Origin of the sequence: Candidatus Poriferisodalis sp., assembly GCF_965208925.1 — a bacterium.
In the GTDB taxonomy this organism is placed as follows: Bacteria; Actinomycetota; Acidimicrobiia; order Acidimicrobiales; family Poriferisodalaceae; genus Poriferisodalis.
The window spans coordinates 1,393,653-1,419,685 of the sequence record NZ_OZ242364.1 but is presented as its reverse complement, the minus strand read 5'-3'; the positions used below and the strand labels follow the sequence as shown (position 1 = coordinate 1,419,685).

At 66.6% G+C, this 26,033-nt stretch carries 22 protein-coding genes and 1 pseudogene; 9 read left to right on the top strand and 14 right to left on the bottom strand.

Annotation, left to right across the window (positions count from 1 at the left end):
* Positions 1-38 precede the first annotated feature (38 nt).
* Positions 39-1,295 carry an NAD(P)/FAD-dependent oxidoreductase gene (locus ACOGI5_RS06340; RefSeq protein WP_419863581.1) on the bottom strand — a complete coding sequence of 419 codons (1,257 nt, stop codon included), beginning with the start codon at positions 1,293-1,295 and terminating at the stop codon, positions 39-41.
* 102 nt (positions 1,296-1,397) lie between these two features.
* On the opposite strand from ACOGI5_RS06340, the gene ACOGI5_RS06335 reads away from it, so the two are divergent.
* Positions 1,398-3,035: an aromatic ring-hydroxylating oxygenase subunit alpha gene (locus ACOGI5_RS06335; protein WP_419863580.1), complete on the top strand. Its 1,638-nt coding sequence runs from the start codon at positions 1,398-1,400 to the stop codon at positions 3,033-3,035.
* A gap of 4 nt (positions 3,036-3,039) precedes the next feature.
* Here the strand turns inward: ACOGI5_RS06335 and ACOGI5_RS06330 are convergent, their stop codons facing one another.
* Positions 3,040-3,522, bottom strand: a complete 483-nt coding sequence (locus ACOGI5_RS06330) for a VOC family protein (RefSeq protein WP_419863579.1) — start codon at positions 3,520-3,522, stop codon at positions 3,040-3,042.
* Positions 3,523-3,619: 97 nt separating this feature from the next.
* On the opposite strand from ACOGI5_RS06330, the gene ACOGI5_RS06325 reads away from it, so the two are divergent.
* Positions 3,620-4,447 (top strand): glucose 1-dehydrogenase, encoded by an 828-nt coding sequence (locus ACOGI5_RS06325; protein ID WP_419863578.1) that lies wholly within the window; start codon positions 3,620-3,622, stop codon positions 4,445-4,447.
* A 105-nt stretch (positions 4,448-4,552) separates the two neighbouring features.
* Positions 4,553-5,773: an aromatic ring-hydroxylating oxygenase subunit alpha gene (locus tag ACOGI5_RS06320; protein ID WP_419863577.1), complete on the top strand. Its 1,221-nt coding sequence runs from the start codon at positions 4,553-4,555 to the stop codon at positions 5,771-5,773.
* A 67-nt stretch (positions 5,774-5,840) separates the two neighbouring features.
* Here the strand turns inward: ACOGI5_RS06320 and ACOGI5_RS06315 are convergent, their stop codons facing one another.
* Complete coding sequence (locus ACOGI5_RS06315) at positions 5,841-6,374, bottom strand: pyridoxamine 5'-phosphate oxidase family protein (RefSeq protein ID WP_419863576.1); 534 nt, start codon at positions 6,372-6,374, stop codon at positions 5,841-5,843.
* 42 nt (positions 6,375-6,416) lie between these two features.
* Between ACOGI5_RS06315 and ACOGI5_RS06310 the strand changes: the two genes are divergently transcribed.
* Positions 6,417-6,704, top strand: a complete 288-nt coding sequence (locus ACOGI5_RS06310) for a DUF1330 domain-containing protein (protein ID WP_323672358.1) — start codon at positions 6,417-6,419, stop codon at positions 6,702-6,704.
* Positions 6,705-6,781: 77 nt separating this feature from the next.
* Positions 6,782-7,579, top strand: a complete 798-nt coding sequence (locus tag ACOGI5_RS06305) for a ThuA domain-containing protein (protein ID WP_419863575.1) — start codon at positions 6,782-6,784, stop codon at positions 7,577-7,579.
* 56 nt (positions 7,580-7,635) lie between these two features.
* Here ACOGI5_RS06305 and ACOGI5_RS06300 read toward each other — a convergent pair whose 3' ends face one another.
* Together ACOGI5_RS06300 and ACOGI5_RS06295 are read right to left on the bottom strand one after the other, a co-directional pair.
* Positions 7,636-8,607 (bottom strand): TIGR03621 family F420-dependent LLM class oxidoreductase, encoded by a 972-nt coding sequence (locus tag ACOGI5_RS06300; RefSeq protein WP_419863574.1) that lies wholly within the window; start codon positions 8,605-8,607, stop codon positions 7,636-7,638.
* Positions 8,608-8,658: 51 nt separating this feature from the next.
* Positions 8,659-9,702 carry a lysylphosphatidylglycerol synthase transmembrane domain-containing protein gene (locus ACOGI5_RS06295; protein ID WP_419863573.1) on the bottom strand — a complete coding sequence of 348 codons (1,044 nt, stop codon included), beginning with the start codon at positions 9,700-9,702 and terminating at the stop codon, positions 8,659-8,661.
* Positions 9,703-9,777: 75 nt separating this feature from the next.
* Here ACOGI5_RS06295 and ACOGI5_RS06290 point away from each other — a divergent pair, with 75 nt between their 5' ends.
* Positions 9,778-11,013 (top strand): glycosyltransferase family 4 protein, encoded by a 1,236-nt coding sequence (locus tag ACOGI5_RS06290; protein ID WP_419863572.1) that lies wholly within the window; start codon positions 9,778-9,780, stop codon positions 11,011-11,013.
* Here the strand turns inward: ACOGI5_RS06290 and sucD are convergent, their stop codons facing one another.
* The 6 genes from sucD to ACOGI5_RS06260 all read right to left on the bottom strand — a co-directional run bounded on the left by sucD (position 11,014) and on the right by ACOGI5_RS06260 (position 19,328).
* Positions 11,014-11,898, bottom strand: a complete 885-nt coding sequence (gene sucD / locus ACOGI5_RS06285) for a succinate--CoA ligase subunit alpha (RefSeq protein WP_419863571.1) — start codon at positions 11,896-11,898, stop codon at positions 11,014-11,016.
* 15 nt (positions 11,899-11,913) lie between these two features.
* Positions 11,914-13,056 (bottom strand): ADP-forming succinate--CoA ligase subunit beta, encoded by a 1,143-nt coding sequence (gene sucC / locus ACOGI5_RS06280; protein WP_419863570.1) that lies wholly within the window; start codon positions 13,054-13,056, stop codon positions 11,914-11,916.
* Between the two features lie 142 nt (positions 13,057-13,198).
* Positions 13,199-15,547, bottom strand: a complete 2,349-nt coding sequence (locus tag ACOGI5_RS06275; protein ID WP_419863569.1) for an ATP-dependent helicase — start codon at positions 15,545-15,547, stop codon at positions 13,199-13,201.
* A 24-nt stretch (positions 15,548-15,571) separates the two neighbouring features.
* Positions 15,572-16,879, bottom strand: a complete 1,308-nt coding sequence (argJ, locus tag ACOGI5_RS06270) for a bifunctional glutamate N-acetyltransferase/amino-acid acetyltransferase ArgJ (RefSeq protein WP_419865447.1) — start codon at positions 16,877-16,879, stop codon at positions 15,572-15,574.
* Between the two features lie 128 nt (positions 16,880-17,007).
* On the bottom strand, positions 17,008-17,679 hold the full coding sequence (locus ACOGI5_RS06265) for a hypothetical protein (RefSeq protein ID WP_419863568.1): 672 nt from the start codon (positions 17,677-17,679) through the stop codon (positions 17,008-17,010).
* Between the two features lie 5 nt (positions 17,680-17,684).
* Positions 17,685-19,328: a thiamine pyrophosphate-dependent enzyme gene (locus ACOGI5_RS06260; RefSeq protein WP_419863567.1), complete on the bottom strand. Its 1,644-nt coding sequence runs from the start codon at positions 19,326-19,328 to the stop codon at positions 17,685-17,687.
* A 145-nt stretch (positions 19,329-19,473) separates the two neighbouring features.
* On the opposite strand from ACOGI5_RS06260, the gene ACOGI5_RS06255 reads away from it, so the two are divergent.
* Both ACOGI5_RS06255 and ACOGI5_RS06250 read left to right on the top strand, forming a co-directional pair.
* Positions 19,474-19,923: a hypothetical protein gene (locus ACOGI5_RS06255; protein ID WP_419863566.1), complete on the top strand. Its 450-nt coding sequence runs from the start codon at positions 19,474-19,476 to the stop codon at positions 19,921-19,923.
* A 47-nt stretch (positions 19,924-19,970) separates the two neighbouring features.
* The gene (locus ACOGI5_RS06250; protein ID WP_419863565.1) at positions 19,971-20,261 is read left to right on the top strand and encodes a helix-turn-helix domain-containing protein; all 291 of its coding nucleotides are present in this window, start codon (positions 19,971-19,973) and stop codon (positions 20,259-20,261) included.
* Between the two features lie 511 nt (positions 20,262-20,772).
* On the opposite strand, the gene ACOGI5_RS06245 is transcribed toward ACOGI5_RS06250, so the two are convergent.
* From ACOGI5_RS06245 to ACOGI5_RS06235, 3 genes and pseudogenes are all read right to left on the bottom strand, one after another.
* Positions 20,773-21,792, bottom strand: coding sequence for a hypothetical protein (locus ACOGI5_RS06245; protein ID WP_419863564.1), 1,020 nt, complete (start codon positions 21,790-21,792; stop codon positions 20,773-20,775).
* A gap of 130 nt (positions 21,793-21,922) precedes the next feature.
* Positions 21,923-22,339 (bottom strand): hypothetical protein, encoded by a 417-nt coding sequence (locus ACOGI5_RS06240; protein ID WP_419863563.1) that lies wholly within the window; start codon positions 22,337-22,339, stop codon positions 21,923-21,925.
* 1,135 nt (positions 22,340-23,474) lie between these two features.
* A pseudogene (locus tag ACOGI5_RS06235) lies at positions 23,475-23,625 on the bottom strand (hypothetical protein); the annotation flags it as partial.
* A 133-nt stretch (positions 23,626-23,758) separates the two neighbouring features.
* Here ACOGI5_RS06235 and ACOGI5_RS06230 point away from each other — a divergent pair.
* Positions 23,759-26,005, top strand: a complete 2,247-nt coding sequence (locus ACOGI5_RS06230; RefSeq protein ID WP_419863562.1) for a cell wall-binding repeat-containing protein — start codon at positions 23,759-23,761, stop codon at positions 26,003-26,005.
* Positions 26,006-26,033 lie beyond the last annotated feature (28 nt).

The following is a 26,033-nucleotide window of genomic DNA, read 5'->3' as shown; positions in this document are numbered from 1 at the left end:
GCGAGCCACCGTAGTGGCCGCCCGCAGAGGGGTCGGCCTCAGGACCCTCCCGAGGGAAGGGCGCCGCGGGTGCGGGCGGTGCGGCGCCGGTGCAGACGGCGAAGGGCTGGTGAGACCGCCGCCAATGCAGCGTCGGCCACGTTCAGCACCCGACCCGCGGTGCCAGGGGTTTCGTTGTCGATGAGGTTGCCCATGACCTGCAGGGTGAGCCGCGCGATGGCGTCGGTGCCCACCGCCAGCCGCAGGCCGGCGCGCAGGATGCGCGGATGCCCGATCAGGAACGAGAAGCGCCGACCGGTGCGCAGGAAAGCATCGAAGCGCTCAGCCACGAGCCGGTCATAGGTGTCGGGCACTGCGCTGGGATCGGCCGCGAAGAGATCGGCAGCGAGGATGCCGGTCTCGAGGCCGTAGTCGATGCCCTCGCCGTTCATCGGGTTGATCAGCCCGGCCGCGTCGCCGATGGCCACCCAGCCGGGACCGTGCCGCCGCACCGCGCTCATCGGCAGGCGCCACGCCCGGGGACGCTCCAGGTACGGGCCGAGCTGCCAGCTCTCGGCCACCAGGTCGCGGTAGCTGTCGCAGAGCCGATTCAGGTTCAGCTTCGCGAAGCCCCTCATGGTGCTGAGCGCGCCGACGCCGACGTTGACGGTGCCGTCTCCTGCGGGGAACAGCCAGCCGTAGCCGGGCACCGCGGTGCCGTCGGGGTCGCGCAGCGTCAGGCACGCCTCGAGGTACTCCTCGGCGTGGCGGGGCGTTTCGGCGTAGGTGCGGATGGCGAGGCCGAACGGCTCGTCGGGATCACGCAGCGCACCCAGCATGCGGGCCGCCTGGCCCTGGGCACCGGCGGCCAGCACGACCAGATCGGCGGTCCAGCGCTCACCGCCGGCGGTGACGCCGACGGCGCGGCCGTTTTCGAGGATCGGCAACGCCTCGGTGCCGAAGCACAGCTCAGCACCGGCCGCCGCAGCGCCGTCGCACAGCGCGCTGTCCAGCCGGCGGCGGGGCCACACCGCCCCGTAGGGCCCGAATTGCCCGTTCGCGGGCCAGTCCAGCTCGCGGACACGCTGCCCGGCGATCATGCGCAGCCCGGCGATGCGGTGTGCATCGTCCAGCGAGACGCCCAGCTCGTCGAGCGCGGCAACCGCACGCGGGGTCAGACCGTCACCGCAGACCTTGTCGCGCCCCGGTGCGCCCTTCTCGAACGCGGTCACGCCGATGCCGGCCCCCGCAGCGCGCATGGCCGCCGCCGCACCGGCGGGACCAGCCCCGATCACGATCATGTCCCGGTGCGGCACCGCTACAGCCTGCCGACCTCGGCGCCGGATCGCTCAGCCCGACGTGACGGCGGCGCAGCCCGCTCCTCGACAGCCACTCGGCACGGCACCTAACTTGCAGCCATGACCGAGACGCTCACAGGCACCGACCGCTCGGCCGGCATCAGCTACGACGAGCTGTTCGACAACGACACCCACCCGGTGTCAGAGGCGCTGCGGCGAGTCGGCGAACACCAGCCGGGCAACACGCGGGTGCCGGCCCCGGTGTATTACGCCCAAGACGTCCATGACTTGGAGGTGGAGCGGTTGTGGGGCCGCGTCTGGCAGCTGGCCTGCCTCGAAGAGGAGATTCCTGAAGTCGGCGACTACCACGTCTATGACATCGCACACCTGTCGTTCCTGGTCATTCGCACAGGTCCGGACGAGATCAAGGCGTACCGCAACGCCTGCCTGCACCGGGGCCGCAAGCTGCGCGAGCACCACGGGCGCGGCGCCTCAAGCCTGCGCTGCCCTTTCCACGGCTGGTGCTGGGAACTGGACGGCTCCATGAAGGAGATCCCCTGCCAGTGGGACTTCCCCGACGTGGACATGGCCGACTACGGGCTGCCTGAAGCCCTGGTCGGCACGTGGCACGGGTTCGTCTTCATCAACCCTGATCGGAACGCGACACCGCTGGCGGACTACCTCGGCGATCTTGCCGACCATTTCGAATTCGTGCCCTTCGAACGCCGATTCAAGGCGGCACACGTTTCCAAGCTGATGCCGATGAATTGGAAGACGTGCCAAGAGGCGTTCATGGAGAGCTACCACGTGGTGGCAACGCATCCGACGCTGATGGAGTCGCTCGGCGACGCGAACAGCCGCTACGACGTTTTCGGCAACTACAGCAGGGCGATGACCGCCACAGGCGTGCCCAGCCCCCATCTCGACGAGCAGCCCCGATGGGAGCGCATCGACGACGGCAAGGAGTACGGCCGCTGGCGGCACCCGATGAGCGGGCACATCTATGAGCGTGATGCGAACGGGCACGTCGCGGTCACTGACCTCGACGGCAACCTCAGCACCTTCGACGAGGACGGCAACCACCTCGGCGGCCTGCAGACACAGGCCGACCCGCACCTGTGCAAGTGGATCGGCGGTCCGCTGCCGCCGGGCTTCGAAGAGATGCCGCTGATGACGCCCCACCCGCCGCCGGAGGTGACCAACGTGCGGGGATGGCTGGCGGACCGCAAGCGAGCGCAGGTGCAGCGGCAGGTCGGCGACGCTCTCGACGTCGAGGCCGTCAGCGACGCCGAGATGATCGACTCCATCTTCTTCTCGGTGTTCCCCAACTGGTCGCCCTGGGGCTGCTTCAACCCGATCATGTACCGGTTCCGGCCGAACGGCGACAACCCCCAGGAGTGCATCTTCGAGGTGATGCTGTTCCCGCCGGCGCCGGCCGAGGGGGCAGCGCGGCCAGCACCGGCCAAGGTGCGTCACCTCGGTTTCGACGACGACTGGACCCTGGCGCCCGAGCTGGGACCGCTCGCGAAGATCTTCCAGCAGGATTCGCTCAACCTGCCGCTGGTGCAGAAGGGGCTGCGAGCCCAAGAGCAGCAGGAAGTGATCTTCGCCTCCTACCAAGAGACCAAGATCCGGCACTTCTACCAGCACTACTTCGAGGCGTTGGGATCGCGACTCGATCGCTCGAGTGGCGCGGTGGCTGTTGCTTCAGAGTCCGCAGTGCGCGTGAGCACAGCCTCCAACGGCAATCCCGACTGAGCCTTCAGCTCCGCTCGCTGCCGAGACGGCCACCCGACCACCACGACTCGAACGCGGGCTCGATCGCCGACCAGACCAACTCGACGATCGGACCGCTCGGGGGCACGACGTAGGTGAATGCTCCGTATCCGTCATCGGGCGATGCAGCCGCCGCGGCGACCTGCCAGCCGGCGCTCACGCAGCGCTCGGTCTCCGCAGCCACGTCGTCGACCCACACGCCTACGTGATGTACCCCCGGATCGGCCGAGCCGTCCCAGATCGTGCCCCGCTCACCAGCCAGCAGCTCGAGATGCTGCGGTCCTTCGCACGAGTAGGCGAACGTCAGCGCGACGGTTTGCAGACCCTGCTGCGGCGTCCACACCTGCTGCGCCGGGTTGTGCTGCACCGACGCCCACGTGACGCCCAGCGTCGGGCCCATCTCAGCCATGGCCGCATCCACATCCGGCACGCGGATTCCCGTATGGAACAGCCGCTGGTAGTCGATCATGGGACAGCCCTCCGTGCCGCGGCCATACTCGCGCATGCCGCATTGCCAGTGACCGGGAGAGATGGCAAGGCAGGTTCGGCTGGAAGGACCGACACTCATGGGACGACTCGACGGCAAGGTCGCACTCATCACCGGGGGCGCCAGCGGCCTCGGCGAAGGGACGGTGCGTCGCTTCGCCGAAGAGGGCGCCCGGGTGGTGGTGGCCGACATCCAGGAGGAGGCAGGACACGATCTCGTCTCATCGCTGGGCGATGCCACGAGATTTCACCGCACCGACATCACCGACGAGTCCGACGTCGAGGCCGCCGTGGGGGCCGCTGTCACCGAGTTCGGACAGTTGGACTGCATGTTCAACAACGCCGGCATCGTCGGGGCAGTCGGCTCCATCGCCGAGACACCAGTGGAAGCGTGGGACGAGTCGCTGGCGGTGCTGCTCAGGGGCGTGTTCCTGGGGTGCAAGCATGCGGCTCGGGTGATGATCGCCCAAGGATCGGGCTCGATCATCTCCACCTCGTCGGTCGCGGGCATCGCAGGAGGTCTCGGCCCGCACGCCTATACGGCCGCCAAGCACGGCGTCATCGGGCTGACCAAATCGATTGCGAACGAGCTCGCGCCGCACGGGGTGCGGGCAAACGCCATCTCGCCCGGCAGCATCGTCACCGCGATGACCGCTTCGGTCATCAGCGGCGACCACACCGACACCGACGCAGCGCACCGGCTCATTTCCGCAGGCTCGCCGCTCGGATTCGGCGGCATGCCCATCGACATCGCCAACGCCGCGCTCTATCTCGCAAGCGACGACGCTCGTTACGTCAGCGGGCACTGTCTGGTGGTGGATGCCGGACTGACCGCTGCGGGCGCGGCGCCCAGCCGCTTCCACCGCGGTGCCGGTTCGGTCATCGGTGAAGCCGGCCGGCGCGGGTAGCGGGCGCAGACGAACACGGAGCAACCTCTTGACCATCATCTCCAGTTCGCAAGCAGGCGACAATCGAGTGGCCGAGTCAGCCCGAGAGCGCCAGGAAAGATCCAGATGAGCCACGAGACGCTGGTCGAACTCACCCGCAGGACCCTGCAGCACGCCCGGGCGGGCACCGTGCCGCTGGCGGGCGAGATCGGGCGGGTCCCGGCTGCGAACTACTACGACCCGGGTCGCTGGCAACTGGAGATGCAGCGCGTCTTCAAGCGCACTCCCCTAGTGCTGGGCTTCACCTGCGAACTGCCCGAACCGCGCAGCTACAAGGCGATGGACGTGGCAGGCGTGCCGGTGTTGCTGTCACGCGGCGCGGACGGCGAGATGCGCTCGTTCGTGAACATGTGCAGCCACCGAGGCTCCATCGTCGTGCGGGAGGGAACCGGCTCGGCCCGCAGGTTCACCTGCCCCTACCACGCCTGGAGCTACGACAACGAGGGCCGGCTGGTCGGCATCCTCGACCGCGACGAGTTCGGCGATCTCGACCCCGACTGCAATGGCCTCACCCCGCTGCCGGTCGCGGAGCGAGCAGGGATCATCTTCGGCGCCGTGACGCCGGGGATGCCGTTCGACATCGACGCGTACCTGTGCGGCTACGACGAGATGCTGGAGCATCATGACTTCGAGAGCTGTGCGTACGTAGGCAGCCAGACCGTCGACGGCCCCAACTGGAAGGTGGCCTACGACGGCTATCTCGACTTCTATCACCTGCCGATCCTGCACCGGGAAACGTTCGGGCCCGGCTACTCCAACAAGGCCATCTACGACGCGTGGGGCCCGCACCAGCGGGTGACCTCTCCCGATCGCCGGTTCCTGGCGCTCGACGACATTGAAGAAGACGACTGGCCCACCGATCTGCTGACTGACGGAGTGTGGACGGTCTTCCCGCACACCTCGGTCGCAGGGTTCAACGTGGGCGCCGACGAGGTCCCCGGCGGCGGGAGGATGTACATGATCTCGACGCTCTTCCCTGGCGACAATCCCGACACGTCTCGCACTACTCAGCACTTCCTGGCCGCATTCGAACCCACCGAGCAACTGGAAGGGCTGATCGAAGCTCAGCAGGCGTTCCTGCTGCATGTCGTGCGCGACGAGGACTACTACAACGGCAACCGGATTCAGCGGGCGGTCAAAACCGGTGCCAAGACGGAGTTCTTCTTCGGCCGCAACGAGGCCGGCGGCCAACGCTTCCACGGCTGGGTAGATCGTCTCGTGGCCGCAGAGACCGACGACGACTTCGCTGACCTCTTTGTCGGTGCTGAGGTGTCCTTCCAGCGGTAGCTGGAAGCATCAGACACAGTCAGCGGTAGCTGGAAGCATCAGACACAGTCAGCGATAGCTGGAACCATCAAGCGCGGTCTTTGGCGGCCAGCCAGCGCGCTGTCGCCTTGAACATCTTCGAGCCGTCGTAGCCGATGCGCTGTGTCGGCGCCACCTCGAGTATCACCCGCCGCGGCGAGTCCAAGAACGAGACGAACGTGGCTTGGCCTGTTTCGTTGCCGGGGTACAGCGCAGCGGCAAACTCCGGATAGAACCACGCCTTGGTCTCGACGTCGTCGTGAACCGTGCAGGTGCCCTTCCAGGTGATCGCCTTGTTGCGCGGTATCGGCGAGCCGGTGCTGGTGACCACGATGCACACACGCGGATCACGTCGCACGGCGCTGATACGCGCCCGCTGGCTCGACGCCGTCAACCAGAAGCGCCCGTCACGCCAGATGTACGACATGATCACGCCGACGGGCCAACCTTCACGATTCGCCCAGATGAAGGTGCACTCGTTGTGTGCGAGCAGCAATTGCTCTTCCACGTCGGCGTCGAGGTCGTACACCGAGACGTCTTCGTAGTTCTCCTCGGGATGGATCTCTGATGATTCCTCTGTCACTGTGCGACTCCGTTCGACGGCGTGGCCTGCTAGACCGGTCGGATGCCTGCGTATCTCATCGCGAACTATGACGTCGTCGACCCCGACAAGTACAAGGAGTACCAGCGTGGCGCCGCCCCCATCATGGCGGGCGGCGGCAAGCTGTTGGTGCTCGACCCAGCGTCGGTCATCAAGGAAGGCGACGCCGGGGCGCAAACGGTCGTCATCGAATATCCCACCATGGAGGCCGCTCGGGCGGCGTACGAGTCGGACGACTACCAAGCCGTTGTGGGCATCCGATTGGGAGCAACCACCAACGGCCGCGCAGTGCTCGCCAACGGCATGGGCTGACCAGGCTGGATTGTCTGCCTGAACGCCTCCGCCCAAGACGCCCTGGTCGACGGCGGCTTCACCAAGCGAGTCAACTATTGAGCCACGACGGCGACCAGCGTGACGACGCGGGCAGCAATCCGCCTGCACGCATCGACGCGCATCTCGTCGCCGGCGGCAAGTACCACGACATCGACTTCGCCCGGGCCGAGCTGCTCGGGCTGCTCGCCGAGCACCCTCACGTCCGGGTGACTGTCTGGCCCGATTACGAGGCCGCGGATGCCATCTGTGAGGGTGCTTTCCTGGTCAGCTACACCTGTGATGTCCGGCCGTCCACCGGGGCGCAGGAGACGATCGCCGACTGGGTGCGCGGCGGCGGGCGCTGGGTTGCGCTGCATGGCACGAACGCTGCGCTTGACCTCGGCCGGCCCAACGGCGTGGAATCGCCGCGGGTGTTCCCGACCTGGGCGCAGACGCTGGGAAGCCAGTTCATCGCGCATCCGCCGATACAGCCCTATCCGGTCGAGATTGCCGACCCAGCGCATTGGCTGGTCGCAGACATCGAGCCCTTCGACACCGACGACGAGCTGTACCTGATGGAGTACCACGACCGCGACGCACTGCAGCCGCTGCTGCAGACGCGCTGGCAAGGAGAAGCACGCGGTTTTGCCGAGTCCGACTGGACTGACGGCGACGAGACGCACTTGATCCAGTACGTGCGGCCGCTGGGGCGAGGCGCAGTGCTCTACAACACGCTCGGCCACTGCCGGGGACACTGGGACATGGCGCCAGTGCTGGAGTACTACGCCACCATCGAGCGCTGTTCGTGGACCAAGCCCCAGTACTACGAGCTGCTGCGACGCGCCATCCGCTGGGCGCTCGGCGAGACCGGCTGAGCCGCCGGCCCGAACAGCCCGAAATCGTCAAGGTCAACCATGGGATGATCCTCGCGCTAGGTGCCCGACAGCGCTGCAACCACTGGCGCGAACTCCGCCATGTTCGCGCCGCGGACCGTCACGTAGCTGATGCCGTAGGCGTCGCGGCGGTGCTGCAAGGTCTCGCAGATCTCCGAGACCGAGCCGATGAGCGCATGCGGGTGGCGTGCCAGCTCTTCGGGCGGCATCCCGAAGGCGCCGGCCATGGCCTCCAGCGTCGGCTGCGTCGCATCGGTGACGGTCGTGAAGTAGGCGCCGATCTCGATCTCGAGATCGGCGAAGCGATCGCCGGCGCCCTCGCGGACCCAGTCGATCTTGGCGGCGGTGCCAGCGGCCGTTCCCGATCCGATGCCGTGGGCGCCGATCTTGCCCGCGGAGTTGTCGAAGTTGATCGACACGATGTCGGCCATCTCGCCCGCGGTGCGCAGCACACGCGGCGCACCGCCGCCGATCATGATCCGCGGCCCGCCGGGCTGCGGCGAGGCGGGCACGGCGGCCATGTCACGCACCTGCACGTGCTCGCCGTCGAAATCCAGCTCCTCACCGGCGAAGAACGCTCGCGCCAACTGCACATGCTCGATCATGCGGTCGATGCGGACGCCGGGCCGGTCCATCGTCACGCCCATCGCCTCGTACTCGCTGGTCACCCAGCCCGCACCGAACCCTGGCTCCAGCCGGCCGTCAGACAGCAGGTCGATCGTGGCGAGCGACTTGGCCAGCACGACCGGCTGGTGGTAGTCGACGCACATCACCCTCGCGCCGATGAGCAAGTTCTGAGTGACCGCCGCGGCAGTGGCCATTGCCGGCAGCGCCGCCAGATTCTGGGGCGGATGACTTGCGGCGGTCATCGCCGCGCCGGGGCCGAGGTAGTGGTCGGCGAGGTGCAGGCAGCTGTAGCCGAGGTCCTCAGCAGACCGAGCCAAGTCCTTCCATTCTCTTGCTGAATCGGCATTGAATGCCTGGACCCCGAATCGAAACGGTCGGCTCACGGGGACACCTCCAATAGTCCGGCTAACTCTCAGTGGATTCGGACCGAGCGCTCAGGAATCTGTCAGCTTGGCGCGTCCGGCCGCCGCGGCGAGCGGCAGCAGCACCAACTCGTGGGCGAATTCCAGGGCCCGCACGGCGATGGCGAACGCGGCTGCGTCGCCGACCCCGAAGCGCTCGGCCAGCAGGGCTGCGACCACGACCTCGCGCACGCCGAGCCCGGCCGGTGTGATCCCGACCATGCCCACGACGATGCCCGCGGCGGTGGCACCGGCAATCAGCCAGACGTCATCGACGCCGGCGGCGAGCAGCGCACCAGCAAGCAGTACCGCCGCCATGAGACGTTGCGCCACTGCCAGTCCATAGACGAACGCAGCTCGCCACACGGTGGCGCGCTCGGCGCTGAGCGAGTCGGAGTGAATCCGTTCTGAAAGCCAGCGCAGAGCGGGTGCTCGACGCATCAGGCCGTCGATGCGACGCCACCAGGTCCCGGCACCCGCCAAGGTCCACGGCAGCGTCACCAGACCGATCGCGGCACCAAGGCCGAGCACGATGCGTGCGAGCCAGCCACCCGCGGTGCCCAGCCAGTCGGCTGGCGCCCACAGCGCCGCGAACACCGCCGACCAGCCGACCAGCGTGGCGGTCTCGACGATCACCGACGCCCCAGCGGCAGCCCGATTCACGCCCAGTGGAGCAGCCAGGCCGGCCCGGGCGGCAATCGGCACCAGCCCGGTCGGCAGGTAGCGCGTCGCCTGGGACAGCATCCAGACACGCAGCGCCGGGCCTTGCGCCACCCGTGTGCCGTAGCCACCGATGAGCTCCCGCCATCCGAGTGCCAAGCACCAGGTGGCAGTCACCGACACCACGACGGCTCCCAGCAGCCCCACGGCGTCGACCTGCAGGTCGATCCGGCGCAGGTCGTCCCAGTAGCGAACCGCCAGCCAGACGATCATCGCCGCCGTTGCCAGACCCAGCAACCACCGCACCCCAGCGCCGGTTCGCCGCCGCTCGCCGATGCTGCCGTCGGATCCCGTCACGACTGCACGCCCGTGAGGCCGAGCATCCACCATGTCCGGCACGCTTGGCGCATCTGCCACCGAGCCAGCATCGCGCCGAGCGTACTTGCGCTCTCGGGGACGACTTCGGGCGAGGTCCGCTGCGAGACTGGGCGTGTGCGAGTCGTGCTGGTGGCCCCTGGGTTTCCGACCTCGCTCGACGACCACCACAAGCCGTTCCTGGCCGATCACGCACGGGCGCTGGCGGCCGCCGGCGCCGATGTAACCGTGGTGTGCCCCGCGCATCCGGACGCGCCGCGCCGCGCGGAGGTGGGAGGCATCGAGGTGCACCGGGTGCGGTTCGCCCCGGCCGGAGTGGAAGCGCGGGTAGCGCTGGGCGAGAGCTACCGCGTGTTCTCCGGGCTGTCAGCGCTGTGGGTCATCCCGATGATTGCCCGGCTCACCCTCGCCGCGGCACGCCAAGCACGCTCCCGCCCGCAACGCACGCCCGGCTTGGCCGCGTCAGCAGGTGACGCCGCAGTCATCCACGGCCACTGGTGGTTCCCCTGCGGGCTGGTGGCCGTCGCTGCCGCCGCTGCGGCTGGACGCCGAGCGACGAGCGTGGTGCACGTGCACGGTTCCGATGCGGCCGTCACCACCAACGCCGTGCACCGCTGGCTGGCACGCCGGGTGCTGCGCCGAGCGAACGCTGTTGTGACGGTGTCCGAGGATCTGCAGGACTGGGCGATCTCGCTGATGCGACGACCTCGCGGCCGGCGCCCCCAGCCGACTGCCGAACTGGCTGGACGCCGAAGCGGGCCCCTTCTGCAGGTCGTGTCGATGCCGGTGGGCAGCGACCGGCTGGGAGCGCCCACACCGGCACCCGCGGACGGCCCCGTGGTCGGCGTCGGCCGGCTCATGGCCGAAAAGGGCTTCGACGTGCTCATCGAGGCCGTGGCGCTCATGCCCGCACAGGAGCGACCCGAACTGGTCATCGTCGGCGACGGCCCCGACCGTGCACTGCTCGAAGCACTGGCACTGCGGCGAGGCGTGAGCGCAACGTTCGCCGGAGCGGTGGCGCCGTCTGAGATCGGCGACTGGTACCGCCGCGCCCGCCTCGTGTGCGTGCCCAGCCGCCGCGAGGGTTTCGGGATGGTCGTGGCCGAAGCTCTCGCCGCGGGTCGCCCCGTCGTCGCCAGCGCTGTCGGCGCCGCACCCGCGTTCATCATTGACGGAACCAACGGACGCCTCGTCCCGCCCGACGATGCCGCCGCGCTCTCCGATGCTCTCACTGCTGCCCTGCAGTCAGGCCCAGATATGCCCGATCCGGGTGCGGACCCGCTGGCAGCGTTCAACCCGCAGGCCCACGCTGCAGCGCTGCTCGAGATCTACCGGCAGATCGTGCCGCAGTAGCTACAGCTCGGCGACGATCTCCGCCATCAGCTCGCCGGCCTCGGTGGGGTTCAGGCCCACTCGCACCCCAGCGTCGCGCAGCGCATCCATCTTGGCCGCCGCAGTTCCCTTGCCGCCCGAGACGATGGCACCGGCGTGGCCCATCTTCTTGCCCGGAGGCGCGGTCACCCCCGCGATGTAGCTCGACACCGGCTTGGACATGTGGTGCTTGATGAACTCGGCAGCCTCTTCCTCGGCCGAGCCGCCGATCTCGCCGATCATCATCACGGCCTTCGTGTCGGGATCGGCCTCGAACGCCTCGAGGCAGTCGATGAACGACGTGCCCGGCACCGGGTCACCGCCGATGCCCACACAGGTCGTGACGCCAATGTCCTTCTGCTGCAGCTCGTACAGCGCCTGGTAGGTCAGCGTGCCCGACCGGCTGACGATGCCCACCGGCCCGCCCGGCTTGGCGATGTGCCCCGCGGTGATGCCGATGTTGCACTCCCCCGGCGTGATGATGCCCGGGCAGTTCGGCCCCAGCAGCCGGACATGCGGGTAATCGCGCTTGAGCATGTTGAAGAAGCGGGCCTCGTCGTGCGCCGGCACACCCTCGGTGATGCAGGCCACGAACTCGATGCCGGCCTCGGCGGCGTCCATCACGGCGGAGAACACGCCCGGAGCGGGGATGAAGATGCACGAGGCATTGGCACCCGTCGCCGCGACCGCCTCGGTGCAGTTGGCGAACACCGGCACGCCCTCGACGTCGGTGCCGGCCTTGCGGGGATTGGTGCCCGCCACCACGTTGGTGCCGTAGTCGCGGTTCAGCATTCCGTAGTAGCGGCCCTGCGAGCCGGTGAGGCCCTGGTAGACGACCTTGGTGTCCTTGTTGACGAAAATGCTCATCTCAAGCTCCCGTGATCAGGCCGCAGCCATCGCGACGGCTCGACGGGCGGCGTCGAGCATGGTCGGTTCCATCACCAGCTTCTCGTTGAGGTGAGGGGCGAGGATCTCCCGCCCTTCCGCGGCGTTGGTGCCGTCGAGGCGCAGCACGATCGGCGCCTCGATGTCGACCGCGTCGAGCGCCCCGATGATGCCGTTGGCCACTTCCTCGCCGCGGGTGATGCCGCCGAAGATGTTGATGAAGATGGCCCGCACGTCGGGATCGTTGTTGATGACCTCCAGCGCATTGGCCATCACCTGAGCATTGGCCCCGCCGCCGATGTCCAGGAAGTTGGCCGGCTTGCCACCCACCTGGTTCACCACGTCGACGGTGCTCATCGCCAGTCCGGCACCGTTGGCGATGACGCCGACGCTGCCGGCGAGGCCCACGTACTGCAGGCCCTTGGCGTGGGCGGCCTCCTCGCGCTCGTCTCGGGGCTGGGTCTCGTCGTACTGCGCATAGTCCTCGTGACGGAACACGGCGTTAGCGTCGAGGGTGACCTTGGCGTCGAGCACATGCACCCGGCCCTCGGGCGTCAGGATCAGCGGGTTGATCTCGACGAGGTCGGCGTCGCCCTCGGTGTAGGCCGTGTACAGCTTGCGCAGGATCTCGACGGCCTGATCGGTGGCGGCCGGATTGAGGTTGGCGCCCTCCACCCAGGCGCGGGCAGCCTCTTCGGTCAAACCCTCGGCGGGGTCCACCAGCACCTTGCTGATGGCGTCGGGATTCTCGGCCGCCACGGTCTCGATCTCGACGCCGCCCTCGGCCGACAGCATCCCGAGATGCTTCTTGGCCGAGCGGTCCAGCGTGAAGCTGGCGTAGTACTCCTCGGAGATGTCCGACGCCTTCTCGATCCACAGCCGCCGCACGACGTGGCCGTTGATGTCGAGTCCCAGGATGTTGGATGCGTGGGTCCGCACATCGTCCACGGCGGCGGCGAACTTGACGCCGCCCGCCTTGCCGCGCCCGCCGGTGTGCACCTGTGCCTTCACCATCACCGGCGTGCCCAAGCGCTCCGCGGCGGCCACTGCTTCGTCGACGCTGAAGGCGACTTCGCCGTCGGATACCGGCATGCCGAAGCTCTTGAAGAACTGCTTGCCCTGATACTCGAAGAGATCCACGGCGGGGAGCATAGGAGGGTGGGTTGTCGCCCGCTGTGGAGGCGGCGGCAGGGCTCTGCTCCGGGAATCCAGCAGGTTCCAACCTCGCAGAGCCCTGCCGCCGCCTCCACAGCTCATGCGGTTGTCTCCCCCCGCCGGCGTACTAGGCGGGGGGGCGGCGGAGGTTGGCGAAGCTGGCTACGAGGGTCTTGGTGCCGACATCGGAGAAGTGGACGGTGACCTCCCAGTCGTCGCCGTCGGGCCGCATGTCCTGCACGACACCCGCGCCGAAACGGGCGTGCAGCACATCGTCTCCCACCCCGTAGCCGAGGTCGGCCGAGGGGGCCGGCTTCGGCTCGCCCATCCGGGCGGCCACCCGGCGGCGGGCCTCCTCCCGGCGAGATTCACGGCCCTTCGCCGCGTTGTCGTCGTGGCGCGTGGGATCGCTGCGCGGGTGGCTCCGGCCGGCCAGCTCCGACTCGTCGAGCTGGCTGTACTCGCTGGGCTGGCTGGCGCTTCGGTTGGCGCCCCAGTCGCTCGTGACCGACCGCCACGAGCTGCCGAGACGCTGCGTGTCGTCGGAGCGGTCGTCCAGCAGGTCCGGCGGGATCTCGTCGATGAACCGGCTGGACGGGTTGTAGCTGGTCTGGCCGTGCAGCATCCGGCTCCATGAGTGGGTCAGGTACAGCTGCTTGCGCGCCCGGGTGATGCCGACGTAGGCCAGCCGGCGCTCTTCCTCCAGCTCGCCCGGATCGGTCATCGAGCGGTGGTGCGGGAAGATGCCGTCCTCCATGCCGGTCACGAACACGATGTCGAACTCCAGCCCCTTAGCGGAGTGCAGCGTCATCAGCGAGACCTGGGAGGCATCGGTCATCTCGTCGACATCGCTGACGAGCGACACCTGCTCGAGGAACTCGTCGCACGATGCGAACTCGGCAGCGGCGCCTGCCAGCTCTTCGAGATGCTCCAGCCGTCCGTCGGACTCGACAGTTCCCTCGTCGTGCAACGCCTGCACATAGCCCGACTCGTTCAGCGCCACTTCGAGCACAGCAGCGGGACCCTCGTCGATGCGGGCCCGGGCACGGCTCATCAGCTCACGGAACTGCTGCAGGCCGCTGTTGGCAGTGCCGCGCACACCGAGTGATTCCATCCGGTCGATCGCCTCGGCGAGCGACGTGCCGCCCCGCGCCGCCGCATCGTCCAGCTTGGCAATCGTGCGGTCGCCGACGCCGCGGGCCGGCAGGTTCACAACCCGCTTGAGCGACACCTCGTCGGACGGGTTGACCGCGGCCCGCAGGAATGCCAACGCATCCTTGATCTCACGCCGGTCATAGAACCGGGTGCCGCCGATGATCTGGTAGGGCATGTCGTTGGCGACGAGCTCTTCCTCGATCACGCGCGACTGGGCGTTGGACCGGTAGAAAACCGCCGCGTCGGACCAATCGATCTGGCCGTCGCTATGCATGCGCCGCAGCTCCGAGCAGACATATCGAGCCTCGTCTTCCTCGTTGGTACCGCGGTACCGGATCGGCTTGGCACCACCAGCCTGATCAGTCCAGAGGTTCTTCGACGGCCGTCCGAAGTTGTTGCGGATCACCGAGTTGGCTGCGTCCAGGATGGCCTGGCTGGAGCGGTAGTTCTGGTCGAGCACATAGGTCGAGGCATGGTCGAAGGTGGCCCCGAACTCCAAGATGTTGGTGATGTCGGCGCCCCGGAACGCATAGATCGACTGATCGGAGTCGCCCACGACGAACACGTTCTGCAACGGGCCGCTGAGCAGCCCGATCAGGCGAACCTGTGCCAGGTTCGTGTCCTGGTACTCGTCGACCAGGATGTGCTCGAAGCGCTGCCGGTAGTGCTCCGCCACCTCGTCATGCGCGCTGAGCAGCTCCACGCCCAGCATCAGCAGATCGTCGAAGTCCATCGCGCCGGCGCGCCGCAGCCGCTTCTGGTACTCGGAGTAGACGCGGGCCACTTCACGATTGAACGGCCCGCCGCCGTCGGGTGATTCGGCCACCTCGGCTGCGCGGGTCGGTGCGGTGAGCTGGTTCTTCAGTGTCGAGATCGCTGCGTGCACAGCGCGCTCGTTGTACCGCTTGGGGTCGAGGTCGAGGTCGCGTACGACATAGCGGGTGAGCCGCCGCGCGTCGGCTTGGTCGTAGATGCTGAACGTGGCCGGATAGCCGATGGCGTCAGCGTGGCTGCGCAGTATGCGGGCGCAGGCGCTGTGGAACGTGGAGATCCACATCCGGCGCGCCACGGGACCGACAAGGCTGCCGATGCGATCCCGCATCTCCCCCGCGGCCTTGTTGGTGAACGTGATCGCCAGCAGGCCGAACGGGCTGACCTGGCGGTGCGCGAGCAGGTACGCGATGCGGTGGCTCAGCACCCGGGTCTTGCCTGAGCCGGCCCCGGCCACCACGAGCGCCGGGCCATCGCCGTGCAGCACGGCGGCCCGCTGTCCGGCGTTCAGCGGTGCGAGGATCGGGTCGCTGCTCAGGTCGTCATTCACGGGCGGCCATGCGGGGGTGGTGGATTACGTCGTGTAGTCGGCGTTGATGCGGACGTACTGGTCGGTGAGGTCGCAGCCGTACACGGTGAATGAGCCGGCTGTGCCGTCGGAACGAACGCCCAGGTCCACCGAGATCAGCACTTCGTCGGATGCCAAGTAGGCCTCCAGCTCTGCGAGGGCCTCGGGGGTTGCTGGCGTGGGATACACCTCTTGGTCGCCGAAGCGGATCCTGATCCGATCGGGATCGATGTCGGTCTCGTCGCTGCACTTGCCGATCGCCATCGCCACTCGGCCCCAGTTGGGGTCGCGCCCGTGTACTGCCGTCTTGACGAGCGGCGAGTTCACGATGGCCTTGGCCACACGCTTGGCCTGCGCGTCGTCGCGAGCGTCGCTCACCGTGACCACGATGAGGGTCTCGGCGCCCTCGCCGTCAAAGGCGAGTTGGCGTGTCAGATCCAGGCTCACGGCGCCCAGCGCAGCCTCCAGCTCGGCTTCGTCGACGGGCCCGGCCACACCGTTCGCCAGCACCACCACCATGTCGCTGGTGGAGGTGTCGCTGTCCACGCTGAGCGCGTTGAACGTGACATCGCACACGCGGCGCAGCATCGCGTCGAGCCGATCGGGAGCGATCTCGGCGTCGGTGGTGATCACCGAGATCATCGTGGCCATGTCGGGCTCGATCATTCCCGAGCCCTTGGCAATGCCCACCACGGCCGCCGTTCCGTCGCCGGCGGGGATCGTCACACGGGCGGTCTTGGGATGCGTGTCGGTCGTCATGATCGCGGTCGCGGCGGCCACTGCATCGCGCGACCACACAGTGCTCGGGGCGCACGCATCGTCCGAGCCCGCCTCGACAGGCACGGCGCCCGCCCGCAGGGCAACCTGGGTTGCCTCGTCATGGCGGGCGATCAGCCCGTCGAAATAGGCATCCACCTTGCCTTCGGGATAGGGCACGCCGATCAGGCCGGTGGAGCCCACCAAGACGTGGTCGGGCTCGCAGACCAGCAGTTCCGCGACACGTCGTGCCAGGTTCGCGGCGTCTCGCTCACCCTGATCCCCGGTCGCCACGTTGGAGTTCTTCGACACGACCACCACGGCACGCGCCCGACCGTCGGCCACGTTGGCTCGGCTGAGACGCACGCTCGCACCGGTGAACAGGCTCTTGGTGAACACTCCCGCCGCTGCGGCCGTGTGGTCGGCCGCGAGCACCATCACATCGTCGGTGTCGTCCTTGATGCCGATGTTGCCGACATGGCAGCCGAAGCCCGCCGGCAGCTCCACCGATGCGGCCGCATTCGCGGCACTTGCTGAAGTCGTCCCGTTCGAGGCCATTGATTCTGACGCCATCCCTTCTGAGGCACGGAGAGCCTCGGCACGCGCTGACCGCGGGGCAAGAACTCGCCGCAGGGCCACGGTAGTTGTGGCCGCTCGTCAAGCCTTCGGCAATTCGGCAGATCGGCTCAGCGATCGCTGTCGGGCACGGTGAAGCGCTCATCGACGTGGAGTGTCCAGCGAGCGCGCTGGCGATTGGGGTCGGTGGTGCTGGTGTTGCCCGTCGGCGAGCCTGCGCAGTCAACCGGCAGCACCATGCCGCGCAGGAAGCTGGCCTCCATGGTCTCGCTGCCCCAGAACACGACCTCATCGCCGCCCGATTCCCACCACGGCTCGCCGGGTACGCCGCTCCGGTAGCGCTCACCCGACTGTTCGATGTTGAACGTGCCCCGCAGCAGGCAGCGGATTCCCGGACCGGGATGGGTGTGGGGATCGGAGATGTGGCCCGCTCGCGACGTGATCTGGTCGAGTCGGAGCAGCCACTCGCTCCCGCGGGCCAGGTCCAGCGTGGTGATGAGCCGGCTCATACGGCGGATCGTGAGCAGGCCGTCGCCCTGCAGCGCTGTCTGGGGCTTGTTGGGCAGGTCGACTTCCCAGCGCCAGATCTGCGACCATTCCGCGCGGCCCTGTATTTCGCAGCCTGCTGACGCCGCGGCCGACTCACCGGCTCGCAGCACGCTGCCATTGACCTCCACCTCGCCATCTCGCACGTAGAGCAGTCGCGGCAGCGGGCCGAGCGGCGCGGCGGTGGCGCCGCCGGCCGTGATCTGGTCCTGGCAGAAGTTGATGTTGTACGGCATGAGCCTCAGCCGCCCGGCTGCTGGCCGCGGATCCGTGGCCGCATGATGTACGGCCACGGGAAGGGCACCTCGCCGAACGGCACCTCGATCACGGTCGGCTCATCGGAGCTCAGCGCCTCGCGCAGGCACGGGCGCAGCTCGTCCGGCGTGCTCGCCCGTACGCCTCGCACGCCGAACGAGTCGGCCAGCTTCACGAAGTCTGGGCTGGTGAGCTCACTGGCGATGACCCGGCCCTCGAACCGCTCGCGCTGGATCCGGCGCACATTGCCGTAAGCGTGGTCGTTGAACACGATCGTCGTCAGCGGGATCCGGTGGTGGGCCGCGGTCGCCAGCTCGTTGATCGTGAACAGCGCTCCCCCGTCGCCCACAATCGACAGCACCGGCACGTCGCGCCGGGCATGTGCCGCGCCCAGCGCAGTCGCGAACCCGTAGCCGAGCGTGCCCTGGTATCCGGCGGTGAGGAACGTCCTGGGTCGGTACACGTCAAACCCGAGCCAGGACACGTAGCCGCACTGGGTCATCTCGTCGACGAAGACGCCCTCGGGCGGCAGCTCCGCCCGGATAGCGCCGAGCCAGCCGTACTGGGGCGCAAGGGCCTCGGCGGTCGCGGCCTCGGCATCGGCTCGGGCGACCTCGACTTCGGCACGCCATTCGGAGCGGTCGGCTTGCGTGGCGCCGAGTGCATCGGCAAGCAAGGGCAACGCGTCAGCAAGATCGGCATGAATGCCCGCCGTGGGCGGTCCGAAGCGGCCGATCTCATCGGTGTCAATGTCGATGTGGACGATCTTGAGGTCGTTGTCGACTCCCCATACAGACTGCTGCATGCCCATCCGGCTGCCCAGCCCGATCACCAGGTCGACCTGCGGCCAGAGCTGGTACGCCGTCGGCGTGGTGATGCTCAACGGGTGATCCGAGGGCACCACGCCGCGCCCGCTGCGGAAGGCAACCACCGGCGCTGACAGCCGCTCGGCGAGCTGTGTGACGTGCTCTGAGGAATCCTGGGCACCGCCGCCCACCACGATCATCGGCCGCTTCGCGCCGGTCAGGAGCTGCGCCGCTTCGGCGATGGCTGCGGTGTCGGGCTCCGGGCCGGGACGCGCCGGCGCAACAAGATCATCGGATACGGATTCGGCGGCCGAGCTCCAGACGTCGGTCGGGACCTCCACGCCGACGGGCCCCTGGCGCCCCGAGCGCAGTGCGGTCATCGCACGCTGGAGCACGGCGTGAGCATCGGCGCCATCGCTGATGCGCTCGGCGTGCCGGGTGAGCCGTTCCAGCACGCCCAGCTGATCGGGCAGCTCGTGCAGGGCGCCGTACCCCCGGCCGATCCCAGCAGAGGGGATCTCGCTCACCAAGGCCAGCACCGGCGCGTTCGTGGCGTACGCCGTGCTGAGCGCCGCCGCAGTATTCAGCAGGCCGGGCCCTGGCACGACGCAGAACGCCTGCGGCTGCCCGGTCGCCAGCGCAGCGCCGAGCGCCATGTAGGCGGCGCCCTGCTCGTGGCGGGTGTGGACCGGTGCCAAGGCATCGCGGCGGTCGTACAGCGAGTTGAAGAACGGGTCGTTCTGCACCCCAGGCAGGCAGTACAGGTTGTCGAACCCGTTCGCGATGAGCGTCTCGACCGCCAAGCTCGCCACCGACTGCGTCATGAGTGCCCTCCGACTCAAGGCGACCGTACCCGAAGCGACTCATCCGACCGCAGAAACCCAGATTCGGCCTCGTTCCTGAGCCAGACCCTTGCCGGAAGGGCAATTCGCCTTAGCCGGATTGGGCGCCGTCGCTAGCTTGCCCCGGATGGCTGACTTGTGGACGGTGGAGGTGTTCAGAGCCGACGATGGGACGATTCCCTATCGACAGTTCGGCGACTCGCTGTCCGATTTCAAGTTCGCTGCACTCGACATGGCCATCAAGCATGTCCTGGCAAGTCGAGGGCTCGATCTCGCTGGCTCGCATTGGCTCAAGCCGCTCGGCGAGGGACTTCACGAGTTCCGGATTCGGCATGAGGCGCGCGACATCGCCCGAATGTTCGATGCGGAAGCCCCAAGCGTGGGCACCAAGAAGGAATCTGTGCTCTTGCGCATCTTTGTGCACTTTCACGGCGAGAAGGTCGTCCTGCTGCTCGGCGGTTACGACAAGGGCAGATCCCCGAAGGCGAAGCGCCAGCAGCGAGAAATTGAGCGTGCACGCAAGCTGCTAGCGCAGTACAAGGAACGTCGGCGTCGTGAGCGACGGCGAGATCGTTGACGCCCTATGGTGAATTTCCTATAGTGCTGCGCGAAGAGGAGACTCAGATGTCACTCGCATACGACGAGGTGTTCGCATCGCGCCGGGCACGGCTCGGCTCTGAAGCTGTGACGCAAGCCGAAGTCTTCGCGAAGGCGTACGAGATCGCTGTGCAAGTGATGGACCTGCGCAACAAGCTCGGTCTCACCCAGGCGCAACTGGCTGCGCGTTGCGACATGAGCCAAGCAGACATCAGCCGGATAGAGCGCGGTTCAACTAGCCCGACTGCACGCACCCTGCAGAGGATCGCGGATGCGCTCGACGCCGATCTGCGTCTCGTCGCCCGCCCGCAAGCTTGAAGCGCTGACAGAGACAGTCGGAACCGCTACCCGGATGCCTCGCGCCCTTCGAGACACAACACGCGAGCCCTCGGAAGTGACGATGGATTTTGGGCGATGGCGACCCATCATTCTCGGTGTCGCTGCCGTACAGACAACATCGCAGACGCCGGCGGACATCAGGCGGCGCCTCGGGCGAAGGGTCAGGCACTGCCGATCAGAGAATCTCGATTCGACGCGGCGGGACGAGGAGACGGCGAACATATGGTTCAGCTAGATCTCCCTCCTGACCAAACCCGGAACGCTGATGACGTTGAGCACGCAATCCACGTACACGCAGCTCGTCCGAGAGTGGTTCGGCTAGTGGGAAATCGTCTAGCGACGGCCGCTGCGCCATTCACATTCCATCCGATGCGTTCTCGTAGCTCGGCGTGAGAGATACCGGCAGTGTCCACGGATCTGGAGCACCGGCAGTGCGTCATCTTGGACTTGGCTGCCAATCAGACCACGTCAGGAACGCCTGCCGATGTCCTCAGTGGCCACAGGCTCGTAGCACCTGCTCAACTTCCCGCTCCCAACCAGTGAGATTCCATTCGCCCGTACCTTGCCACGATGCCGTCCAAGACAGACCGTGCAGGGTCGTGTGTCCTTGGATGAGTCCGGCTCGAACCGCTGCAATGAATGCGGTGTGCTCGCCCGTCGGCATGTACAGATAATCCTCGGTTCCCGCAGTACTGACGCGCCAACGCGTACCGTCGCTCACTGTCGAGCCGACTGGACCCACGCGGTAGCTCGTGTTGACGTACAAGCCGCCGCTTCCATCTTGGGCGTATGCGGTCCCGTCGCTATTCCTTGCAATTGCAACAGCAAGAGTCGCATCGGCACTGCAAGCGATGATGAGGTTGGACTTGCCAGACTTGCTCTGCTTGAGTCTCGCTGACCCTGCGAAGCCATCGAGTGCGTTGCCCCATCCGGTCCATTCCCAAAGCTCGGCTTCGGTCGCGTCCTCAGCCTGTGTCGGTGCACTCCCAGCAGCCTGAATCGGCGCGGCTTCTGGAAGGTAATCCTCGTCGCCTCCGAGATTCCAGACGATTTGTACTACTGCTCGCTGAGTTGCCCATCGATCCGCGCCCGAGACTCGTACCGCGCGATCGATACCCAGGGCCATCAACAGCTCGGCCGATATGGCCGCTGGGCCGCCTACGACGAACACGACCTGACGACCGGCGGTGACCTCCGCGCTGTCAATCTGCATACCCACCGCAACGCCATCGGCAACATCGAGCAGGCACCGGTCCCCGGATCGGAGACGCAGCGCTTCGGCGAGCATGTTGGCCGCCGCTCGATCCTCGGTCACTGAGGCCTTGACCAGCACAGCGAATTGTTCGCAACCGGTGTTGTTGGGAAGCTTGGGTACCGAGGGCTCATGGGCGGCAAGCGGCGTCTCAGCCAACAGCAGAGCTGCGACAGCGGCGAAGGCACTGACTCCAAACCGCACCAACCTGCCCTGACGAGAGTGAGGCTGGCCAGAGTGCAACGGATTCATCGACATCGGCACAGTATGGCCGTATCTCCATTGCGACAGAGCGGCTGAGACTCTCTACATCATGTAGATCGCTGCGGTGACTAGGGACTAACTCAGCTAGCCCGCACTTGGCCTTGGGGCTTGCCACTGTGTGCTTCTAGGCCGGGAGATGCAGATCGATGCGCTCGAGGAATTCGAGTCCTCTGCTCGTAACACGCCTCTCCTCGCGACCCAGAGCAACCACATAGCCCGCGCTTCGAAGCCAGCAGAGGCGGTCTCCAACCTGGCCTCGCGTTTGCCAACTGAAGCCATACTTCCGGTTGGCGATACCTAGAAGCTGCTCCCGCGAGCGCACTCCGGTCCGGAGCTCAAACAAGATCTCGCCGATGAATCTCACGTTGGCATGCAGAATGCCGAACGCAAGATCATCATCGCCGCTGTCCATCCATTCGCGGGCCGGCTGACTTGGGTACATCTCGCTATCGGCGTTGCCGCCTGGCTCAAGGAAGCCACACCCCTTGAGGTCTTGAATGTTGACCCGTGCACTCGATTCTGTGATCTCGTACGTGCTCATATAGCTCCGCCAAAGAGAATCTGCCGAGGTCTGATGCGTGGCGGCGCGTGTGAGAATCCACCGCAGGGTTGCAAGCTGCTCTTCGTTGCCTCCCGCGAGACGGGACAGGCTCTTGCGCCGAGCGGCCCACGGCCGGACCGTTGGCAAGGCGGCTGGGCACATCGATATGGAGGGTAGCTACGCCGCACCGGCCATACCGAGTGATCGCACTCCTTGGCACCACCGCCGCGGCAGCTCCCATTCGCCTATTGCCATCTGGAGGTGCCGGCGGCTTGAAGGCGACGTCGTAGAGGGCTTGGTTGACGCCGAGCACTTCACTCACGATGCGCGGCGAATCGCGCTCGCGCGCATTCTGAGACCGGTGGGCCCAGCCGCCGTCATGGCCATGGGCAGCTAGCCAACGTTGTTTGCGAACTCAGGCAGTAGCAGGCAAATCCCCGGCAACATTCTTCGACGGACGCCGACGCATGGGCACTGTATCGCTGGAACATTGAAGTCTCAGCAGCAGTGCTCCCGATGGCCGCAGACCTCGAAGTCACTCTCCGCAACACGATGCACGCGCTGCCGGCGGACCGATTTGGACGCGAGGACTGGTGGGCATCACCGACGCTGCTGCTCGACGACGTCACGAACGAAATGCTGGCTGGCGTCGTTCCGAAGCATCAGAGGAAGATTGCCAAAGGCACCGTGAGTCCGGGTCGGGTCATCGCCGACACCACGCTCGGCCTATGGGTTCACCTCCTCAGCCGCGGCGGTCACAGCGCTCTTGGACGATCGGTCAACTACGAGCCAAGGCTCTGGCGTCCCACTCTGCGCTTCGGATTCCGAACAGGAGCAATATCCCCGTCAGGGCAAGAGCGGAGACCCCCTCGTTCGGAAGTTCACCGACGAGCACTCGTGTTCCAACGGCTTCGGAACCGTGCCGTTCATCACGAGCCACTCTTCAAGGGCATCATCATTCCAGGATCGAACACACTCATGCCCCTCGATGAAGTGTGGGAGCGAAGCATCGAATTGCTCGGATGGATGTGCCCAGATCTCGCTGCGCTACACAGCGAGTCCGGTGACTTTGCGGCAGTCTTGGCCCGTCGGCCAGCTCCTTGATCAACCGGCTTGTCCCGCCAGCGCCCTATTCTCATTCGATCGTGCCGGGGGGCTTGGAGGTGATGTCGTAGCAGACGCGGTTGCCGCCATGCACCTCATTGACGATGCGCGACGAGATCTGCTCAAGCCAGCTCGTGTGGCGGGCGGGCTCAGTCGGCAGTCATAGCATCCTCGCTGGTGACGACGCTCACGATGTTCGGACCGACCAAATGATCCCGTGGCAGCCGGACGGACCGGAATCGCATCCAGGCGTTGCCCTAGCCTGACCCGGTCGCTGGTACACGCAGCGAGACCTTGCCGGAAGGGGAATAGCGGGTGGCCGGGATCTGTGGCAGCTCCTCGCGGAGTGCACTTCGGCGGGTTGCGGCGGCAGCACTCTGCACCACGCTCGTCGTACTGACCCTGCCTCTGCCGGCTGGCGCTCAAGGTTCGGGCGCCGAGACCCGGAGAATCAGCGGCCCGACTGTCTACGACATCGCCGCGGAGGTTGCCGGCGGCACATGTGACTCGAAGGTCGGCTCGCACAGCGTTGCACTTGCCTCTGGTGAGAATTGGCCGGACGCGCTCGCCGGTTCCGCGCTGGATCGACCGCTGCTGCTGACGACACAGGCATTCCTGCCTGCACCTACACGTGCGTATCTGGAGCCATGCCGAGCTCACCCCAAGGCGAAAGTGATCGTCTTAGGAGGCCATGCTGCGGTGTCTTCCGCCGTCGAACAGGATCTGCGCGGCATGGGATTCCGGGTCGACAGGATTGCCGGCGCCGACCGCTACGAGACAGCACATCGGGTGGCTCGATTGTTCGCGCCCGACGAACTTCCGAATGTGTTCGTGGCATCAGGCAAGAACTACGCCGATGCCGTTGCGGCTGCACCGAGCGTGAGCCGCGAGACCCCGCTCATCTTGACGGCACCCGGTTCGCTGCACACGCAGGTGCGGCAATTCCTGACGACGGAGGACCGGTCGATCGGAGGCGTGACCATTCTCGGCGGGAATGCAGCCGTTGCCGAGACTGTCGAAGACGAGATCCGCTCGCTGGGCCTGACGACTCGCCGAATTGCCGGGTCCGACCGATACGAAACGGCAGCCTTGATAGCGCGTGAATCGTTCGCGATATCGGGCTGTCACCCCGTCCGTGACGTAGCGGTTGCAAGCGGCACTTCTCCGTACGGCGGGCTCGCGGCCTCGGCGGTGCGTGGTCCCTGCCAGCCGCTGCTGTTGGCACCGAAGGCAGGCCAAGACATTCCGGCATCGCTGGTGTCTTTCGGAAAGGCATGGAGGCTCTCGGTCGGAGACTTGGGAAGCGCATTCGTCACAGGCATCGGGTCGTCGAAGCAAGTACCCGACGGGGCGCTCACGGCGGTGGCAACGGGTTCCCAACCCACAGTGGATGCGGAAGCGGATGATGATGGAAGCAGTTCGAGTGGGGCTGCCGATTGGGACGAGCTTGCAGCATCGGTAGTGCAGGTGGTGTGCCTCAATGCCGCAGGTGTCGCTCAGGGCTCCGGCTCCGGATTTGTCACCGGAAGTGGACGGCAAGTTGTCACGAATCACCATGTCGTCGTAGACGACCGTAATCGCGTGTGTGCGACGATCAGGGTACGGGTGGGCGGAACTTTCAGCGCTGCTCCGACCCGCACGATGATTGCCACGGTTGTCCGTTCGACTCGAAGCCGCGACCTCGCGTTGCTGTCCTTAGACGCTACGGGCGCGCCACTTCCAGCACTAAACGTGGCCTCAGTCACACCAAAGGCAGGTGACGCGATCACGGTGTTGGGCTACCCAGGAGTCGGCGGCGACACCATGACGCTCACCACGGGCCGCTACTCGGGAACGACGCGACTCGAAGGGCAAGTGTGGATCAAGACTGATGCCCAAATTGCACCCGGCAACAGCGGCGGCCCCGCATTTGACGCCAGGGGACGCCTGATCGGCGTACCGACTGCGGTCAATCCAATCACGTTCTCTGACGCCGAGGACATCGTTGGGACACTTGGCCTCATCGTGCCTGTTTCCGATGTGGTCTCGCTGCTTGACGGGACCTTGGGCAGCAGAGATGAGGCTGATGCAGTCGGTGACGGTGAATGGATCCGCGACTTCACGACGAACGGTCGTGACCCGTACGTCGCTCTGCTAGCAGAAGCCCGTGACCACACCATGACGGGGCTGTACGCCGATGTGGAACCTGGGCTGTTCGTCTTCTGCAATGACTACGTGGAAGTCGACTTCTGGTGGTCCGTCACGCGCAGCTGGGGTCAAGGGCCCTATATCGCAGGGCAGATCGACTTTCAAAATCCTGATTGGCACGGTCGGGTGCCCGTGGGATACCGCATTGGTGGCGAGCACAACGAGTTTCAGATCGATCTATGGTGGCCAACCAGCGACAACGCGGGCTTCGTCTCAGGTGATCGAGGCACCGAATTCGTAACGGCCCTACTTGCAGGATCGGGTTCCTTGGCACTCGCCTGGACCAACTGGGACGACAGCTCTGAACTCATTTTGTTCCCGTCCATGGACGGCTTCGCCAGCGCCTACGAACACCTCGAAACGCACTGCAACTAGAGGCCCGCCAGACGCAACAGCGACACTT

Coding starts and splice junctions, on each gene's coding strand:
- ACOGI5_RS06335 (WP_419863580.1), top strand. CDS start 1,398: ATGACCGAGACGCTCACAGGCACCGACCGCTCGGCCGGCATCAGCTAC.
- ACOGI5_RS06330 (WP_419863579.1), bottom strand. CDS start 3,522: ATGATCGACTACCAGCGGCTGTTCCATACGGGAATCCGCGTGCCGGAT.
- ACOGI5_RS06325 (WP_419863578.1), top strand. CDS start 3,620: ATGGGACGACTCGACGGCAAGGTCGCACTCATCACCGGGGGCGCCAGC.
- ACOGI5_RS06320 (WP_419863577.1), top strand. CDS start 4,553: ATGAGCCACGAGACGCTGGTCGAACTCACCCGCAGGACCCTGCAGCAC.
- ACOGI5_RS06310 (WP_323672358.1), top strand. CDS start 6,417: ATGCCTGCGTATCTCATCGCGAACTATGACGTCGTCGACCCCGACAAG.
- sucD (WP_419863571.1), bottom strand. CDS start 11,898: ATGAGCATTTTCGTCAACAAGGACACCAAGGTCGTCTACCAGGGCCTC.
- argJ (WP_419865447.1), bottom strand. CDS start 16,879: ATGGCCTCGAACGGGACGACTTCAGCAAGTGCCGCGAATGCGGCCGCA.
- ACOGI5_RS06265 (WP_419863568.1), bottom strand. CDS start 17,679: ATGCCGTACAACATCAACTTCTGCCAGGACCAGATCACGGCCGGCGGC.
- ACOGI5_RS06260 (WP_419863567.1), bottom strand. CDS start 19,328: ATGACGCAGTCGGTGGCGAGCTTGGCGGTCGAGACGCTCATCGCGAAC.
- ACOGI5_RS06255 (WP_419863566.1), top strand. CDS start 19,474: ATGGCTGACTTGTGGACGGTGGAGGTGTTCAGAGCCGACGATGGGACG.
- ACOGI5_RS06250 (WP_419863565.1), top strand. CDS start 19,971: ATGTCACTCGCATACGACGAGGTGTTCGCATCGCGCCGGGCACGGCTC.
- ACOGI5_RS06245 (WP_419863564.1), bottom strand. CDS start 21,792: ATGTCGATGAATCCGTTGCACTCTGGCCAGCCTCACTCTCGTCAGGGC.
- ACOGI5_RS06240 (WP_419863563.1), bottom strand. CDS start 22,339: ATGAGCACGTACGAGATCACAGAATCGAGTGCACGGGTCAACATTCAA.